Here is a 15,696-nt window from a genome sequence, read left to right on the forward strand (position 1 = left end):
ATCGGATGTATCGAAGGAGCCGCTGCCCATGCTGCGCTACGGACTGACCCACCCCGCGATCCTCGCCGCGCTCGCCGCCGCGGGCCACGGCTCCCGCGTCCTGATCAGTGACGGCCACTATCCGCACACCACGGGCGCCAATCCGGCCGCCGAGCGCGTCTACCTCAACCTCAGCCCCGACCGGCTGCTGGTCACCGAGGTGCTGGACGCCCTGGTCGACGCGATCCCGATCGAGGCGGCGGCCGTCATGACCCCGCCGCGTGAGTTTGACGACACTACCGACGTTTCCGCGCCGGAGATCTTCGCGGAGTTCCGTACCGCCCTCCCCGGCCTCACCCTCGACGGCCTGGACCGCTTCGCCTTCTACGACGCCGCCCGCGGCCCCGACACCGCCCTCGTGGTGGCCACCGGCGACAGGCGTACGTACGCCAATCTGCTGCTCACGATCGGGGTACGGTCAGAGGACCGCTGAGCCGCGCGAGGGTCGGCAGCGCGCGGGCCAGAGCGCGGGCGGTGCGCGCGGCGCGGGACTCCGCGCGGGCGACGGCGTCCGGCGCCGGGCCGAGCAGGCCCTCCGCGAGGAAGAGGACCAGGCCGTGGGCGGCGGAGGAGACGTCCAGTATCAACTCCACCGCGTGGTCGCCGGAGGTGAGGCGGCGGGCCGTCGGGAGCACGGCGGTCAGCACCTGGTCGCCCGCCGAAGCCAGGCTCGGATAGCGGGACTTGTCGAGTCCGGCGCTGAACGTGATGTCGAACAGGGCCCGTTCCTCCACCGCGAAGCGGACGTACGCGGCGGCGAAGTCCGCCAACTGCTCCACCGGGTCAGCGGATTGACGGACGGCGGCCGAGAACCGGCGGTGCTGCTCGCGGTACCCGCGCTCGGCCAGCGCCGCCAACAGCGCGTCCCGGTCGGCGAAGTGCTTGTACGGCGCCGCCGCGCTGACCCCCGCCCGCCGACTGGCCTCCGCGAGGGTGAAGCCGTGCGGCCCGCGCTCGGCGACGAGGCCGAGGGCGGCCCGCTCCAGGGCGTTGCGGAGGTCGCCGTGGTGCTGTCCACTGCGGCGGGCCGGTGCGGTGCGCTTGACGGGAGGCGTCATATCCGCAGGTTAACACCCGTCACCACGCGGTGAACTGCCGTCACCTCAGGCGTTCGTGACCGGCGAGGGGCGCACCATGAACACGTCCACCGGGTCCTGCGCCTCCAGGACGAACCCCCACCGCTCGTAGAGCCGCCGGGCAGCGCTGCCCTGGAGGACGTTCAGCCGTACGGTCTCGCCGCGTGCGTCGGCGCGGCCCAGCAGCTCCCTCAGCACGGCGGAGCCCAACCCCCGCCCCTGGTAACGGGGTTCCAGATAGAAGTGTTCGAGCAACCCGCCGCCGCCCTCGGCGGGCCGCAGCGTCACGCACCCCGCGAAGTCCCCTTCGACGGTGACGACCGAGGTGTACCGCGTCGAGAACGAGTCCCGCAGCCGCTGTCGCACCCGGCGCTCGTCGTAGCGCCCGAGCCGTTCCAGATCCGCCCGCATCACGACGGCCCGCAGCTCGGCTATGGGCTCCACGTCCCCCGCGACGGCCGCGCGCAGCGCCCACCGCAGGTCAGCTCCCCGTACCGCCCCGTCCGATCGCATCCCCCAAGTATCCGCGAGCCCCCGGAGCCGTCGCGCCCCAGCCCCCTCGCGCCCCAGCCCCCTCGCGCCCCAGCCCCCTCGCGCGGCGCGCGTCACTCCGGTGAGAGCCAGTCGAGCCGGGTGTCCAGCCAGATCAGGCACAGCCAGGCCAGGAGGAGCAGTGCGGCCGTGGCTGTCACGGCCGACAGCAGGGTCCGGGGGGTGCGGGCCACTCGGGCGCCGAGCGCGCGACGGGTCGACGCCCAGACCAGCAGCGTGATCGCCGGGACGCCGATCAGCATGCACGGCAGGTCGAGGTACAGGAGAGTCCAGTCGCGCTGGCCCTCGAAGGCACCGCGCAGGCCGGGGCGGGCGGTGCGGAGCCAGACGCCGAACGCCGTGGCGGCTGCGACGAAGGCGATGAGGCAGCCGGTCGCCGGGGTGTTGTCCGCGCTGTCTTCCATGAAGCGTACGGACGCCTGTCAGGCGCCGGCGGTTCCGGCGGACCCGCCCTCACAGGGCAATACACCTAGGGCGTGAGGGACTGCGTGCCCAGCACCCCGAGCAGGGCGAGGCGTTCGGCGTCCTCGGTGCCGGGCTCTGCGGTGTAGACCATGATCCGCAGATCGCTTCCGGCGACGCTGAGGATGTCGCAGTCCAGAGTCAGCGGGCCGACCACCGGGTGGTCGACCGTCTTGCGGGAGGCGTCGTGCCAGGTGACCTCGCCCGATTCCCACAGCTCGGCGAAGCGCGGGCTGCGGGCGCGCAGCTCGCCGACCAGGCGGCGCAGGCGCTGGTCGGCGGGGTAGCGGTTGGCGGTGGCGCGCAACTGGGCGACCTGGGAGATCTCCAGCAGGCGCAGCGACTCGGGGGTGTGGCGGACCCGGGAGCCGGAGCCGAGGAAATTGCGCCAGATCGCGTTGCGGTCGTCGCCGTCCTGCTGCCCCATCAGGGCCACGTACAGCGGGTTGGCCAGCAGCAGCGTCCACGCGGCGTCGCTGACGGCGACCGGCGTCCCGGTCAGCCGGTCGAGCATGCGCTGCACGCTCGGCGTGATGTACGCGGGGACCGTGCCCTGGCCCGGCGGTACGAGTCCGGCGACGTGGAAGAGGTGCTCGCGCTCGGCGCTGGTCAGCCGCAGCGCGCGGCCGAGCGCTTCGACGACCTGCTCGGAGGGGTTGGCCGCGCGGCCCTGTTCGAGCCGGGTGACGTAGTCGACGGAGATTCCGGCGAGCAGGGCCAGCTCCTCGCGGCGCAGCCCGGCCGCGCGCCGGTGGCCGCCGGCGGGCAGCCCGGCCGCCTCGGGGGAGACCCGGTCGCGCCAGCGCCGTACCGTGTGCCCGAACTCCGTGGTCGCCATGGTTCCACTGTGCACCGGACGCGCACCGAACGCCCCGCGCCGTCCTGGCCCGCGCCGTCCTGGTACCGGCAGTCCCAGGAAGACCGGGCCACTGGCTGCCCCGGCGGGCCTGCCGCACCGTGGACGTATGACAACGACACTGATCACCGGAGCGAACAAGGGTCTCGGCTTCGAGACCGCCCGCCGCCTGCTGGCCGCCGGGCACACCGTCTACGTGGGCAGCCGGGACGCCGACCGCGGGCGGCAGGCCGTCGAGCGTCTTGGCGCGGGCGCGCGGGCGGTCCTGCTCGACGTCACCGACGACGCGTCCGTCCGGGCCGCGGCCGAGGCGATCGCGGCGGACGGCGGTCTCGACGTCCTGGTCAACAACGCGGGCATCGAGAGCAGGACCGCGGACAACGGCGTCGTCGGCGCCGCCGACCTGACTGCCGACGTCATGCGGGAGACGTTCGAGACGAACGTCTTCGGCCTGGTGCGCGTCACCCACGCGTTCCTGCCGCTGCTGCGCCGCTCGGCCGCGCCGGTCGTGGTCAACCTCAGCAGCGGCCTGGCCTCGCTGTCCCGGCTCAGCGCCCCCGGCACCCCCGCCTCCGCGTATCCGGGCGTCGCGTACCCGGCGTCGAAGACCGCCGTGAACATGATCACCGTGCAGTACGCGAAGGCGTTCCCCGAGATGCGGATCAACGCCGTCGAGCCCGGTTTCACCAAGACCGATCTGAACGGGAACACCGGGGTCCAGACGGTCGAGCAGGGCGCGGAGATCATCGTCCGGATGGCGCGGGTGCCGGCCGACGGTCCGACCGGCGGGTACTTCGACGCCGAGGGGCCACTGCCCTGGTAGCCCCCGGCGACCCCTGTACGCCGGGGGCGTACGGCCTCGGCCGAGGCGGTCTCAGCCGAACATGCCCGGCTCGTAGTCCCCCGCGGGCTGCTGAATGATCACGTTCAGCCGGTTGAAGGCGTTGATCAGGGCGATGCCCGTGACGAGGGCGGCCAGCTCCTCCTCGTTGTAGTGCTTGGCGGCGTTCTCCCACACCTCGTCCGCGACGCCCCCGGCCGCGTCGGCGATACGGGTGCCCTGCTCGGCCAGCTCCAGGGCCGCGCGCTCGGCGTCGGTGAAGACCTTGGCCTCGCGCCAGGCGGCCACCAGACTGAGCCGCTGCTGCGTCTCCCCGGCGGCCGCCGCGTCCTTGGTGTGCATGTCGGTGCAGAATCCGCAGCCGTTGATCTGGCTGGCCCGCAGCCGTACCAGCTCCTGGGTCGCGAGCGGCACCGTCGAGTCCGCCAGCACTTTGCCGGCCGCGGTGAGGTGCCGCAGCGACTTCGCGGCGAGCGGGGTCTCGAAAAGGTTCAGACGGGCTTCCATGGCGTACTACTCCTCGCGCTAGTGCGTTTCCGCGCCGTCGCCGCCCTCCACGGCGGTCCCGGCGTCTGCACCTCCCTGACGCGCCGCCCCGCCCCGATGTGACCGCTCCAGAAGTGACGCCCGTCTCCCCGCGGCGCCGCGGGCCGCGGGCTGCGGGGCCGCGGGGCCGTTCGTGATCCGCCGGACACGCCCTAGCCGCGCGGGCCGCGTTGGAGAGGTGTCACGACCGTGTCGTGGAAGCGGTCGACGGCTTCGTCCACGCTGCGGATGAAGCCGGTCTCGGCCGTACCGCGGGTGCTGCCCATGCCCTTGAACAGGGAGAGGCGGAAGCCGGTGATCGTGGCGCCGTCCCGGGGGAGCAGATCGGCGGGCTCGGGGCGCAGCCGCTCCAGCGTTCCCCGGGGGCCGGAGCCGCGTCCGTCGACCAGCGTCTCCACGTGCAAGTCGGCCGGTGCGTCGGGGAGTTGGCGTACCAGCCGCTTCGCCCAGGTCAGCGGTGAGCCGGCGGCGGGCGCGGGAACGTCCAGGGACGTACGCAACTTGCTGGTGCGCAGATCGGCGGTGAGACCGAGGACGCCGGGGCTGTCCTCGATCCGCAACTCGGCCTGGAGGCGCCCCTCCCGGCACAGCCGGTCGGCGAGCGCGGCGCGGCGCTCCCCGGGGTCGGTGCCGCGCTTGACCCGCTGCACCGGCAGCACCTTCTGGCCCAGCTCACCGCCGAGCCGCAGGCAGACCTGACGGATCAGCCGCTCCCAGTTGGCGACCACGTCGACGGCGCGCGGGTCGCCCTCGCACAGCGTCTCCTCGTCGATGCCCCGGCGCACCGGCACCCAGGCCGGGCCCATGTTCTGGAAGCCGTGGCAGCCGGAGTTCTCGTGCTGGAGGTAGTACAGCAACTCCCGCAACAGCCAGGCGTGCGCCGCGTTCCCGACGCCCTCGTGCCGGATGAGCATCTGCGCCTGGTGGGTGACCTCCGCCCAGGACAGGTGCCACAGCGCCACCTTGTGCTTGCGGCGGCCGTCGATCTTGACGTCCACGAGCGGACTGCCGTCCAGGGCGACGTCGTTGGAGAGCGTGATCACCGCTTCGTACGCGCGGCGGCCCGCGATGTCCACGTAGTCCTGGACCTGCGCGGTCCGCAGCGGATTGCCGTTGGTCTTCGTCTCGACCAGCGCGGTCCACAGTTTGCCCGCGCGCTCCACCCGGATCAGCCCGTCGGGCCGCTTGGGGCTCTCGCCGCCGTGCGGCAGCGACACCTCGGTGTACGTCTCCATCCGCCCGGCGGGCGCGCCGAACGCCGCCGTCAACCGCCGTCCGAACTCGGGCACTTGGGCCATCACCGAGAGCAGTACGGACGTGGCCCTGGTCTCCCGCTCGCGGTCGCTCTTGAGCGTGCCCGCGGGGAAGAGCCGTGCCATGCGCCAGGAGTCGTTCTCCGCGAGGGACTTGCGGGTGACGGCCGGCAGCGTGACCTTCTTACGGGCGGTGCGGGGGCGCTTGGGCGGCGGGGCCTGCTCGACCGACGGGGCGGCCTGCGGGGCGGTGGCCCGGGGCGCGACCTGCCGGGGGATCGGCGCCGAGGTGCCCACCGGGCCCTGGGCGTGCGCCGGGCCCTGAACGGCCACCCGCGCCGACGCGTCCGGAGGAACCGGCGGTTCCGGCGCCGCCTCCAGTGCGCCGCCCGGCTCCTCGTCGGCCGCCGACTCGTCCGCGTCGTCCACGTCGATGCCGAAGTCCGTTGCCAGGCCCGCGAGTCCCGAGTCGTACCCCTGGCCGACGGCCCGGAACTTCCAGCCGCCGTCCCGCCGGTACAGCTCCCCGAAGATCACGGCGCCGATCGGGCCCGCGTCCTCGATCGTGAACCGCAGCAGCCCCTCGCCGTTGCGGTCGGCGAGCGTCAGCCGAAGGTCGTCCAGGTCCCCGAACCGCGCGCCCCCGTACCGGCTCGCCGCCAGCACGATCCGCTGCACATCCCCTGCGGCGGCCGTCAGATCCAGGCTGATCCGGTCCTCGCTGCCGCTCTCCGTCGGGATCTTGCCGAGCAACTGCACGCTTCCGTCCGCCGCCGCGGGGTTGTTGTAGAAGTAGAAGTCGTCGTCGCTGCGGACCTTGCCGTCGCCGTCCAGCAGCAACACGGACACATCGGCGTCCCCGTCCCCGCTCGCGCTGCTCCACCCCAGGCTGACGATCACCGCCCCGGCGTGCTCGCTCAATGCCGAAAGTCCGACATTGCCGCCCTTGACCATCTCGCGCATACGGCCCCCCACAGGCTGTGACCCAGCGCACAACCGCCGCGCGCTGCCTGCACCTTAGCGCCGTAATATGCCCGCGCGATCCCATTCGCCCGGTCCTTTGCGCATGTGCCCGGATAAGGGGGCACCTGTGCCCCGGGTGCCTTGGGGGCGGGACTTACGTCGCTGAGGGGGAAGCGGTCGGGCGGGTGGGGAGGAGGGGCTTGCAGGTGGTGTACGCCTTGGCGGTCTTGGGGTCGGAGGTGTTGAGGTCGCCGAAGCCGAAGCCGCCGCGGCGGGTGTCGGGGGAGCCGGAGGCGTTGGGGGAGGGGGTGGGGAGGGTGACGCCGTGGTCCTTGAGGCAGCTCGTGAACGCCTGGAAGGCGGAGCTGTCGCCGCCACCGCCGGGGCCGCCGCCGCGCTGGCCGTTGAACTGGGGGCGCAGCGAGGCGCATGCCTGTATGGCCTTCTGGGTGGCCGGGTCGGCGGACTCGCCGCCGAAACCGCCGAAGCCGCCGCCGAATCCGCCGCTCGGGCGGCCGGAGGGGCGACCCGAGGGCCGGCCGGACGCGCGGTCGGAGGGCCGTCCGGAGAAGGACGGCAGCTTCACGCCGTGCTGGGAGAGGCAGTCGCGGTAGGCCGCCATGTCCTGCGCGCCGCCGGAGGCGTTCTTGGCGGAGGACGACGGCGAGGACGAGGCGGACGTCTTCGCGTCGGCGGACGCCGAGCCCGAGGAGCCCGACGACGAGCAGGCGGTGAGCAGCAGCGCGCCCGAGGCGAGGACGGCGACGCACGCGCCCGCCCGCAGCGCGGAGCGGCGCGCGGACTGTCCAGTGGTCGGCAAAGGCATGACCGTGGTCTCCTCGGAAAGACGGGACAAGGGGCGCCGCTCACCCACGCGCACGCGCGGGACACGAGTACCCGTGAGTGGCGGCGCATGAGTGAACCGCCGCGAGTTAGGCACAGCCGGGGCGCGAGCTGTGAGTTCCCGGGGAGTCAGGGCGCGGAAATCGGCCGTCGCGACCCGTACGGGCCCGCCGTACGGTCCGGTTGGGCCGTATAGCGACCGCTTCGTGCCGGGGAAGGGTGTCGGTCCGGGCGGCGGGGTTCCCAGGAAACTCCCAGCCTTCTCCCAGGCCATCAAAGGCGTCGGCGGCCAGGATGCGCGCCATGAAGGTGCTCCCACGGCGGCGCAGGGCCGTCCTGATCAACTCGGTGCTCGGCGTGGTGGTCCTCGCGGGCGCAGGCGGCGCCTACGCGGCGGTCAACAACGGCGACAGCGGCAACACCCGCGGTACGGGCGCTCGCGTGGTGACCGTGTCCAAGGGCACGGTGCTGGCGACGGTGTCCGGCTCCGGCACGCTCGCCTCGCCCAGTGACGCCGGTGTGGACTTCACCACGGGCGGCACGCTCACCGAGGTCGACGTGAAGCCGGGCGACAAGGTCGCCAAGGGCCAGGTGCTGGCGAAGGTCGATCCGACCGACGCCAAGGAGACGTTGCAGCAGGACCAGGCGACGCTGACGGCGGCGCGGGCCAACCTCACCAAGGTGGAGGCGGGCGAGCTGGTCACCTCCAACTCAGGCTCCAACACGGGCTCCGGCAGCTCGCGGGACGCCACCCCGACGCCCACGCCGTCCCCCACCTACACCGTGGACCCGGCCCAACTGGCCCAGGCGCAAGCCCAGTTGACGCAGGCGCAGAACGCCGTGGACGCCGACCAGCGCGCGGTGGACGGCACCACGCTCAAGGCCCCGGTGTCCGGCACGGTCGCCTCGGTGTCGGCCGCCAAGGGCCAGACGGTGTCCGGTACGGGCGGCACCGGCACCGGCAGCGGCAGCGGTTCGGGCGGCCAGGGCTCGAACTCCAGCAGCTCCAACTCCACTTCGAGCAGCAGTAGTTCGGGTACCCCGTCCGGCTTCGTCGTCCTGACCAACCCCACCGGCATGCAGGTGACGGCGAACTTCTCCGAGGCCGACTCGCTCAAGGTCAAGGCGGGCCAGCCCGCCACCGTCACCCTCAACGCGCAGTCGAGCACGGTGCTCAACGCCAAGGTGCTGTCGGTCAGTTCGCTCCCGGTGAGCAGCGGAAGCGGCAGCGGCGGAGGGAGCGGCAGCGCCGTGCAGTACGCGGCCACGCTCGCCATCACCAGCCCCACCGCGGACCTGCGGACCGGTCTGAGCGCCAGCATCCAGGTGATCACCGGCTCGGCCTCCGGCGCGCTGAACGTGCCGACCGCCGCGGTCTCCGGCACCGGCGCCAACCGTACGGTCACGGTGGTCAACTCCGACGGCGGCACGACTCGTACGGCCGTCACCGTCGGCGTCGAGGGCGACACCGCCGACCAGATCACCAGCGGCCTGACGGAGGGTCAGCAGGTGCAGATCGCCACGGTCGCGTCCTCCGGCAACGGCGGCTTCCCGAGCGGCGCCTTCCCCGGCGGCCTCGGCGGCGGCGCGAACCGGATCGGCGGCGGGGGCGGCGGCTTCCGTACCGGCGGTGGCGGCGGTGGCCGCGGATGAGGCCCGCCCTGCGGCAGCGGCTCGGCGGCCTGCGGCCCGGCGTCCGTACCCGTGACGCCGAAGAGACCTCGGGCGCCCAAGAGAGATCCCGCGCCGAAGAGACCTCGGGCATCGAAGAGACCTCACGCGTCGAGGGCGACGACGACAGCCCCTGGGGCCGCCCCCCGGTCATCGAGGTGCGGTCGCTGCTGAAGACGTACGGGCACGGCGACGCCGCCGTGCGCGCGCTCGGCGGTGAGCCCGACCCCGTCACCGGCGTCTCGCCCGGCATGAACCTGCTGGTCGAGCAGGGCGACATGGTGGCCGTGATGGGCAGTTCCGGGTCCGGCAAGTCGACCCTGATGAACATCCTCGGCTGCCTCGACATCCCCACCGAGGGCCGCTATTTGCTCGACGGCATCGACGTCGGCGGCCTGGACGAGCACCAGCTCTCGCTCGTCCGGAACCGTAAGATCGGCTTCGTCTTCCAGTCGTTCAACCTCGTGCCGCGCACCCCCGCGCTCGCGCAGGTCGAACTCCCCCTGGCCTACGCGGGCGTGCGGTCCGCCGAGCGCAGGCGGCGCGCGCTGGCGGCGCTCGCACTGGTCGGCCTCGCCGACCGCGTCCACCACCGGCCGAACGAACTCTCCGGCGGCCAGCAGCAACGCGTCGCGGTGGCAAGGGCGTTGGTCACCGCACCGGCCATGCTGCTCGCCGACGAGCCGACCGGAAACCTGGACAGCCACAGCACCGAGGAAGTGCTCGCCATCGTCGACCGGCTCAACGCCTCCGGGCGCACCGTCGTACTGATCACGCACGAGGACGAGGTCGCCCGGCACGCCAAGCGGGTGATCACGCTGGTCGACGGCCAGGTGGTCGAGGACCGGCGGCAGGCGCCGGCCGACGGCCCGCCGCCCGCGCTGCGCGACCCGGCGTCCTTCGCCGCGCACCACCCGCAGGACCCGATAACCGGCGGCAGGCGTCAGGCACTGACGAGTGGCACGAGCAACGGCTTCGGAAGCGGGGGCACGGCGTGAACCCCTTCGAGACCCTCCGCTTCGCCTTCGGCGGCCTCGCCGCCAACAAGGTCCGCTCCGGACTGACCATGCTCGGCGTGCTGATCGGCGTCGCCGCCGTCATCATCCTGCTCGCGGTCGGCAACGGCTCCTCGCAGTCCGTCAAGGACTCCATCGAGAAGCTGGGCACCAACTCGCTGACCGTCTCCTCCGGCGCCGGATTCAGCGGCGGAACCGGCGGCGGTTCGTCCTCGTCGGCGACCACCGTCAAGCCGCTGACCGTGGACGACGCGCGGGCGCTCGCCGACCCGACGGCCGCCCCCAGCATCGAGTCCGTCGCGCCCGAGGTGACCACGTCCTCGCAGACCGCGCTGTACGAGGGCGCCTCGCACGACGTCGCCCAGGTCGTCGGCACCTACCCCGCGTACTTCAAGGCGTCCAACAGCAAGGTCGCCAAGGGCGACTACTTCAGCGCCGACGACGTCCTCAACTCCCGCAAGGTGGCGGTGATCGGCTCGACCACGGCCACCGACCTGTTCGGCACGGCAGACCCGGTCGGCAAGAAGGTGGTGCTCGGCGGGACGCCGTTCACGGTCGTCGGCGTGCTGGCGGCCAAGGGCGGCACCGGCTTCCAGGACCCGGACGACATCCTGGTCGCGCCGCTGCCGACCGTGCAGAACGCCTTCACCGGCTTCGGCTCGGTCAACCAGATCCTGGTGGAGGCGAAGTCGGCCGACGCGACGACCCCGGCGCAGAACGAGATCACCACGATCCTGATGGGCACGCACGGCATCAAGGACGCCAACGCGCTGGACTTCCGGGTCAGCAGCCAGCAGTCGCTGCTCAGCACCCAGTCCGACACCAACAAGACGTTCACGGTGCTGCTCGGCGCGGTCGCGGCGATCTCGCTGCTGGTCGGCGGGATCGGCATCACCAACATCATGCTGGTGACGGTCACGGAGCGGACCCGCGAGATCGGCATCCGCAAGGCGATCGGCGCGCCCAAGGGCGTCATCCTCGGGCAGTTCCTCGCCGAGTCGACCCTGCTGTCGCTGGTCGGCGGCGGGCTCGGGGTGGTGGCGGGACTGATCGGCTCGCGCTTCACGATCGTCGGCATCAAGCCGGTGATCATCCCGGAGTCGGTGTGGGGCGCCTTCGCCATCGCGGTCGCCATCGGCCTGTTCTTCGGCAGCTACCCCGCCAACCGGGCCGCCGCCCTGCGCCCGATCGAGGCCCTGCGCCACGAGTGAGCACCCCGATGAGCCCGCACAGCACGTCAACTCACGTAAGGACGAGGGAGAACCGGACATGGCGCGACGCCGCACCGAACTAGTGAAGGCCGACGCCGACACGGAGCTGCTGCCGCTCACCGACACGTTCGGTGAGGTGGAGATCGTCGAGCGGCCCGGCGAGGCGCTGCTCACCGAACGGCCGGAGGACGTCCTGTCCGAACCGCCGGACACCCGCGACATCTCGGCCGAGCTGGCCGCCCCGCCGCGCCGCAAACTGCCCTGGCTGACGCTGCTGCTGTCCGCGGGCGTCGTCGCCGCGGCGGCCTTCGCGGGCGGCGCGCTGGTGGAGAAGAACCACCTCAACGGCCGCTCGTCCGGCGGCGGTTCGGCCGCGGCCCGCGACTTCGCGTCGGCCTTCGCGGGCGCCAACGGCCGTACGGGTACAGGCACGGGCACGGGCACGGGCACGGCGGGTACGGGCTCCGGTACGGCGCCGGGCGCGGCTCCCGGGGCGGCGGGCGGCACCGCCGCCTCCGGCGTCACCACCGGCACCGTCAAGCTGGTCGACGGCGACACCATCTACGTCACCGACGCCCAGGGCGGCATCGTCAAGGTCACCACCGGCGGCTCCACGAAGGTCACCGTCACCAAGGACGGCAAGACCTCGGACCTCCAGCCCGGCCAGAGCGTGACCGTACGCGGCAGCGCGAATTCCTCGGGCGACATCGCCGCCACGACCGTCACCGAGGGCGCGGCCACCGCGGGCGGCTTCGGAGGCTTCGGCGGCCGTGGCACCGGCACCGGCGGCGGTACGGGCACCGGCGGCGGTACGGGCAACTGACCCCGCCTTCACAGGACGGGAGCGTACGGTGCGAAACCGCACGGTACGACGGGGGCCAGGAGGACTCCATGGACACGACGCCCGAGGCCAGCCTGCTGGTGGTCGACGACGAGCCCAACATCAGGGAACTGCTCTCCGCGTCCCTGCGCTTCGTCGGCTTCAAGGTGGTCTCCGCCGCCTCGGGCGCCGACGCGCTGGCCGCCGTCGCCCGTGAGCGCCCCGACCTGGTCGTCCTCGACGTGATGCTGCCCGACATGACCGGTTTCGCGGTCGTCCGGCACCTGCGCGAGGAGTCGGGGCCGCACGCGCGTCCCGGCAGCGGCGCCGCCGACCGGCTCCCCGTCCTGTTCCTGACCGCCAAGGACGGCGTGGACGACAAGATCAGCGGCCTGACGGCGGGCGGCGACGACTACGTCACCAAGCCGTTCAGCCTGGAGGAGCTGATCGCCCGCATCCGCGCGATCCTGCGCCGTACCGGCGGCCCCACCGACGAGGGACGGCTGGTCGCGGGCGACCTGGAACTGGACCCGGTCGGCCACCAGGTGCTGCGCGCCGGCCGCCCGGTCTCCCTCTCACCCACCGAGTTCAAGCTGCTCGCCTACCTCATGGCCAACGCCGACCGCGTCGTGTCCAAGCTGCAAATCCTCGACCACGTGTGGGCGTACGACTTCGGCGGCGACCTGAGCATCGTCGAGTCGTACATCTCGTACGTGCGCCGCAAGGTCGACTCCGGCGCCGACGGCACGGCCAAGCTGATCCACACGGTGCGCGGCGTCGGCTACGTGCTGCGCCGGCCACAGGGCTGAGGCGCCCATGGGTCTGTCCGCGCTCTCGCTGCGCTCCCGGCTGGTGCTGCTCTGCCTGGTGCTCGTCCTGCTCGGCCTCGCCGTCAGCGACACGGTCGTGCTCGGCACGGTCCGCGGCCAGCAGGAGCAGCGCGTCGACCAGCAGCTCCAGCGGTACGGCGAACCGCTCGCCCGGCGGCTCGGCACGGACGGGGTGCCCGCGCCGCGCTCCGTACGGCCGGGGCCCGGCGCGCCGCGGCCGTGGCTGCCCAGCCAGTTCGTGGTGGCCTTCGCCGCGGCCGACGGGCAGGTCTCCGACCAGTTCCGGCTGCCGGTCTCGGCCGGGGACCCGCGCCCGCTGTGGCCGACGATGGACGCGGCGTCGCTGCGCGAGCGGCTGGGCAAGCCGTTCGACGTCGCCAGCGACCACGGCGGCGGGCGGTGGCGGGTGCTGATCGAACCGGTCACCGGGGGCACGGCCGCCCCCTCCGCCGGCCTGCCCGCGGGTGTCGTGGTCGCCGCGTCCCTGGACGAGGTGTCGTCCACGGCCTCCCACCTGCGCACCGCGTTCCTGCTGATCGGCGCGCTCGTCGCGGCGCTGCTCGGGGTGGCGGGCTGGTTCGCGGTACGGGCCGGGCTGCGGCCGCTGCGGCAGATCGAGGCCACCGCCGCCGAGATAGCCGCCGGGCGCCCGCTGTCGCACCGGATGCCCGCCGCGTCTCCGCGCACGGAGGCCGGGCGGCTGTCCACCGCGCTCAACGGGATGCTCGCGCAGATCGAGTCGGCCTTCGCGGCGCGCGCGGAGTCCGAGAAGCAGATGCGCCGGTTCGTCGCCGACGCCAGCCACGAGCTGCGCACCCCGCTGGCCGGAATCCGGGGCTTCGCGGAGCTGTACCGGATGGGCGCGCTGCCCGACGAGGCCGACGTGAAGCGGACGATGACGCGGATCGAGAGCGAGGCCGTACGGCTCGGCGGCCTGGTCGAGGATCTGCTGACGCTGGTGCGGATGGACGAGCAGCGGCCCGTCCAGCTCGCCCCGATGGACCTGCGCACCCTGGCCGTGGACGCCCTGCACGACACGACCGCCCTCGATCCGTCCCGGCCGGTCTCCCTCACCGGGCCCGACGGTTCCGGTTCCGGCCCCGGTCCCGGTCCCGGCCCCGCACCCGTGCTCGGTGACGAGGCCCGGCTGCGGCAGGTCGTCGCCAACCTCGTCGGCAACGCCGTCGCCCACACGCCTCCCGGCACTCCCGTCCGGATCGGCGTCGGCACCGTCGGTGGACACGGGGTGCTCGAAGTCGCCGACGCCGGGGCCGGGCTCGCCGCCGACCAGGCCGCCCGGGTCTTCGAACGCTTCTACCGCGTGGACGCCTCCCGCAGCCGGGGCGCCGGGGGCGGCGCAGGTCTCGGCCTCTCCATCTGTGCCGCGTTCGCCGCCGCTCACGGTGGGTACATCGAGCTCGACACGGCTCCCGGCCAAGGCGCCCTCTTCCGCCTCCGCCTCCCCTCCGCCCCTCCCTAGGGGCGCGAGGAACTGCGCGGCCAGCCGCCGGCGGGCTGTCAGCCCGAAAACAACAGCATCTGCCCCGCTGGGGCCGGTTCTCGCCCGCGCCAACGCGCTGGCGGGCCGCGCAGTTCCCCGCGCCCCTGGTGGGCACCCACCTGCGCAAGGGCACCGTGCTGAGCGCGCCCACGGGGCGCTGCCCGTTGCGGGAGTCGCCTACCAGGCGAAGGCTTCGGGGGACGGGCCGGGGCCCGGGAAGATGGCGTCGAGGGCGGCGAGAAGGTCCACAGAGAGGTGGAGATCAACGGCTCGGAGGGCACCGTCGAGGTGGGCCGGGGTGCGGGGGCCGATGATAGGCCCGGTCACGGCGGGCCGGGTGAGGAGCCAGGCGAGCGCGACCTCCCCGGGGTCGAGCTCGTGCTCGGCGAGCAGATCCTCGTACCGCTGAACCTGGTCGCGGACGACCGCGTCGGACAGGCCCCGCGCCGAGCGCCCGGCGTTCGTACGGGAACCGCCCCCCTCGCGCTGCTTGCGCAGCGCCCCGCCCAACAGCCCCTGGTGCAGCGGGGACCAGGGCACGACACCGAGCCCGTACGCCTGGGCCGCCGGGAGGACGTCCATCTCGGCGGTGCGCTCGAAGAGGTTGTACAGGCACTGCTCGCTGACGAGTCCGAGCGAACCGCGCAGTGCCGCCGCCTCGTTGGCCTGCGCGATGTGCCAGCCGGCGAAGTTGCTGGAGGCGGCGTAGAGCACCTTGCCCTGCTGGATCAGGACGTCGACCGCCTGCCAGATCTCGTCCCAGGGCGTGGCCCGGTCGATGTGGTGGAACTGGTAGACGTCGATGTGGTCGGTGCCCAGCCGCTTGAGGCTGGCCTCGACCTCGCGGCGGATGTTGAGGGCGCTCAGCCGCTGGTGGTTCGGCCAGGGCTCCTCCTGCCAGGCGTTGCCCTGCGTCATGTTCCCGTACAGCTTGGTGGCCAGCACCACCTTGTCGCGCCGGTCGCCGCCCCGGGCGAACCAGCTTCCGAGGATCTCCTCGGTACGGCCCTTGCGGTCGTCCACGCCGTAGATGTTCGCCGTGTCGAAGAAGTTGACGCCCGCGTCCAGCGCGGTGTCCATGATCGCGTGGCTGCCGGGCTCGTCGGTCTGGCCGCCGAAGTTCATGGTGCCGAGGACGAGGCGGCTGACTTTGAGGCCGGTGCGGCCGAGCTGGGTGTACTTCATGGCTCCACAGCCAACACCTTGGAGTGCGCTC

At 73.0% G+C, this 15,696-nt stretch carries 16 protein-coding genes; 8 read left to right on the top strand and 8 right to left on the bottom strand.

Translation table 11 applies throughout. The annotated features are described in order from the left end of the window. The first annotated feature begins 28 nt into the window (after nt 1–28). Nucleotides 29–472: an RbsD/FucU domain-containing protein gene (locus BGM09_RS17505; RefSeq protein ID WP_188282542.1), complete on the top strand. Its 444-nt coding sequence runs from the start codon at nt 29–31 to the stop codon at nt 470–472. Here the strand turns inward: BGM09_RS17505 and BGM09_RS17510 are convergent. From BGM09_RS17510 to BGM09_RS17525, 4 genes are all read right to left on the bottom strand, one after another. Next, a complete protein-coding gene (locus BGM09_RS17510) occupies nt 441–1,097 on the bottom strand; it encodes a TetR/AcrR family transcriptional regulator (RefSeq protein WP_188282543.1) in 657 nt (218 codons plus the stop codon). The two genes, BGM09_RS17505 and BGM09_RS17510, sit on opposite strands and share 32 nt — an antisense overlap. Before the next feature lie 45 nt (nt 1,098–1,142). After that, nucleotides 1,143–1,628: a GNAT family N-acetyltransferase gene (locus BGM09_RS17515; protein ID WP_188282544.1), complete on the bottom strand. Its 486-nt coding sequence runs from the start codon at nt 1,626–1,628 to the stop codon at nt 1,143–1,145. A gap of 92 nt (nt 1,629–1,720) precedes the next feature. Beyond that, the gene (locus tag BGM09_RS17520) at nt 1,721–2,071 is read right to left on the bottom strand and encodes a hypothetical protein (protein WP_188282545.1); all 351 of its coding nucleotides are present in this window, start codon (nt 2,069–2,071) and stop codon (nt 1,721–1,723) included. A gap of 65 nt (nt 2,072–2,136) precedes the next feature. After that, on the bottom strand, nt 2,137–2,967 hold the full coding sequence (locus BGM09_RS17525; RefSeq protein WP_188282546.1) for a helix-turn-helix transcriptional regulator: 831 nt from the start codon (nt 2,965–2,967) through the stop codon (nt 2,137–2,139). Between the two features lie 127 nt (nt 2,968–3,094). Here BGM09_RS17525 and BGM09_RS17530 point away from each other — a divergent pair, with 127 nt between their 5' ends. Continuing rightward, a complete protein-coding gene (locus BGM09_RS17530; protein WP_188282547.1) occupies nt 3,095–3,808 on the top strand; it encodes an SDR family NAD(P)-dependent oxidoreductase in 714 nt (237 codons plus the stop codon). Between the two features lie 51 nt (nt 3,809–3,859). Here the strand turns inward: BGM09_RS17530 and BGM09_RS17535 are convergent, their stop codons facing one another. From BGM09_RS17535 to BGM09_RS17545, 3 genes are all read right to left on the bottom strand, one after another. Further along, entirely contained in the window at nt 3,860–4,333 is a 474-nt protein-coding gene (locus BGM09_RS17535) for a carboxymuconolactone decarboxylase family protein (RefSeq protein WP_188282548.1), read from the bottom strand. A 191-nt stretch (nt 4,334–4,524) separates the two neighbouring features. Next, entirely contained in the window at nt 4,525–6,579 is a 2,055-nt protein-coding gene (locus tag BGM09_RS17540; RefSeq protein ID WP_188282600.1) for a TerD family protein, read from the bottom strand. 163 nt (nt 6,580–6,742) lie between these two features. Then, on the bottom strand, nt 6,743–7,414 hold the full coding sequence (locus tag BGM09_RS17545; protein ID WP_188282549.1) for a hypothetical protein: 672 nt from the start codon (nt 7,412–7,414) through the stop codon (nt 6,743–6,745). A 320-nt stretch (nt 7,415–7,734) separates the two neighbouring features. Here BGM09_RS17545 and BGM09_RS17550 point away from each other — a divergent pair, with 320 nt between their 5' ends. The 6 genes from BGM09_RS17550 (at nt 7,735) to BGM09_RS17575 (ending at nt 14,459) form a co-directional block, all read left to right on the top strand. Continuing rightward, nucleotides 7,735–9,084, top strand: a complete 1,350-nt coding sequence (locus BGM09_RS17550) for an efflux RND transporter periplasmic adaptor subunit (RefSeq protein WP_188282550.1) — start codon at nt 7,735–7,737, stop codon at nt 9,082–9,084. Beyond that, entirely contained in the window at nt 9,081–10,100 is a 1,020-nt protein-coding gene (locus tag BGM09_RS17555; protein ID WP_188282551.1) for an ABC transporter ATP-binding protein, read from the top strand. Before BGM09_RS17550 ends, BGM09_RS17555 begins: the two co-directional genes overlap by 4 nt. Next, nucleotides 10,097–11,329, top strand: a complete 1,233-nt coding sequence (locus BGM09_RS17560; protein WP_188282552.1) for an ABC transporter permease — start codon at nt 10,097–10,099, stop codon at nt 11,327–11,329. The genes BGM09_RS17555 and BGM09_RS17560 overlap by 4 nt, the downstream gene beginning before the upstream one ends. Nucleotides 11,330–11,387: 58 nt before the next feature. Continuing rightward, nucleotides 11,388–12,152, top strand: coding sequence for a hypothetical protein (locus tag BGM09_RS17565; RefSeq protein ID WP_188282553.1), 765 nt, complete (start codon nt 11,388–11,390; stop codon nt 12,150–12,152). A 68-nt stretch (nt 12,153–12,220) separates the two neighbouring features. After that, nucleotides 12,221–12,958 (top strand): response regulator transcription factor, encoded by a 738-nt coding sequence (locus tag BGM09_RS17570; protein WP_188282554.1) that lies wholly within the window; start codon nt 12,221–12,223, stop codon nt 12,956–12,958. A gap of 7 nt (nt 12,959–12,965) precedes the next feature. Beyond that, nucleotides 12,966–14,459 carry a sensor histidine kinase gene (locus BGM09_RS17575; protein ID WP_188282555.1) on the top strand — a complete coding sequence of 498 codons (1,494 nt, stop codon included), beginning with the start codon at nt 12,966–12,968 and terminating at the stop codon, nt 14,457–14,459. A gap of 198 nt (nt 14,460–14,657) precedes the next feature. Here BGM09_RS17575 and BGM09_RS17580 read toward each other — a convergent pair whose 3' ends face one another. Continuing rightward, nucleotides 14,658–15,665, bottom strand: a complete 1,008-nt coding sequence (locus tag BGM09_RS17580) for an aldo/keto reductase (RefSeq protein ID WP_188282556.1) — start codon at nt 15,663–15,665, stop codon at nt 14,658–14,660. Between the last annotated feature and the right edge of the window lie 31 nt (nt 15,666–15,696).

The organism is Streptomyces sp. CBMA29 (assembly GCF_014596445.1).
Taxonomy (GTDB): domain Bacteria; phylum Actinomycetota; class Actinomycetes; order Streptomycetales; family Streptomycetaceae; genus Actinacidiphila.

Excerpts from the sequence above, each read along its gene's own strand:
- BGM09_RS17575 (WP_188282555.1), top strand. The coding sequence starts at position 12,966 with ATGGGTCTGTCCGCGCTCTCGCTGCGCTCCCGGCTGGTGCTGCTCTGC.
- BGM09_RS17550 (WP_188282550.1), top strand. The coding sequence starts at position 7,735 with ATGAAGGTGCTCCCACGGCGGCGCAGGGCCGTCCTGATCAACTCGGTG.
- BGM09_RS17555 (WP_188282551.1), top strand. The coding sequence starts at position 9,081 with ATGAGGCCCGCCCTGCGGCAGCGGCTCGGCGGCCTGCGGCCCGGCGTC.
- BGM09_RS17565 (WP_188282553.1), top strand. The coding sequence starts at position 11,388 with ATGGCGCGACGCCGCACCGAACTAGTGAAGGCCGACGCCGACACGGAG.
- BGM09_RS17540 (WP_188282600.1), bottom strand. The coding sequence starts at position 6,579 with ATGGTCAAGGGCGGCAATGTCGGACTTTCGGCATTGAGCGAGCACGCC.
- BGM09_RS17515 (WP_188282544.1), bottom strand. The coding sequence starts at position 1,628 with ATGCGATCGGACGGGGCGGTACGGGGAGCTGACCTGCGGTGGGCGCTG.
- BGM09_RS17570 (WP_188282554.1), top strand. The coding sequence starts at position 12,221 with ATGGACACGACGCCCGAGGCCAGCCTGCTGGTGGTCGACGACGAGCCC.
- BGM09_RS17505 (WP_188282542.1), top strand. The coding sequence starts at position 29 with ATGCTGCGCTACGGACTGACCCACCCCGCGATCCTCGCCGCGCTCGCC.
- BGM09_RS17580 (WP_188282556.1), bottom strand. The coding sequence starts at position 15,665 with ATGAAGTACACCCAGCTCGGCCGCACCGGCCTCAAAGTCAGCCGCCTC.
- BGM09_RS17520 (WP_188282545.1), bottom strand. The coding sequence starts at position 2,071 with ATGGAAGACAGCGCGGACAACACCCCGGCGACCGGCTGCCTCATCGCC.
- BGM09_RS17525 (WP_188282546.1), bottom strand. The coding sequence starts at position 2,967 with ATGGCGACCACGGAGTTCGGGCACACGGTACGGCGCTGGCGCGACCGG.
- BGM09_RS17510 (WP_188282543.1), bottom strand. The coding sequence starts at position 1,097 with ATGACGCCTCCCGTCAAGCGCACCGCACCGGCCCGCCGCAGTGGACAG.
- BGM09_RS17545 (WP_188282549.1), bottom strand. The coding sequence starts at position 7,414 with ATGCCTTTGCCGACCACTGGACAGTCCGCGCGCCGCTCCGCGCTGCGG.
- BGM09_RS17530 (WP_188282547.1), top strand. The coding sequence starts at position 3,095 with ATGACAACGACACTGATCACCGGAGCGAACAAGGGTCTCGGCTTCGAG.
- BGM09_RS17535 (WP_188282548.1), bottom strand. The coding sequence starts at position 4,333 with ATGGAAGCCCGTCTGAACCTTTTCGAGACCCCGCTCGCCGCGAAGTCG.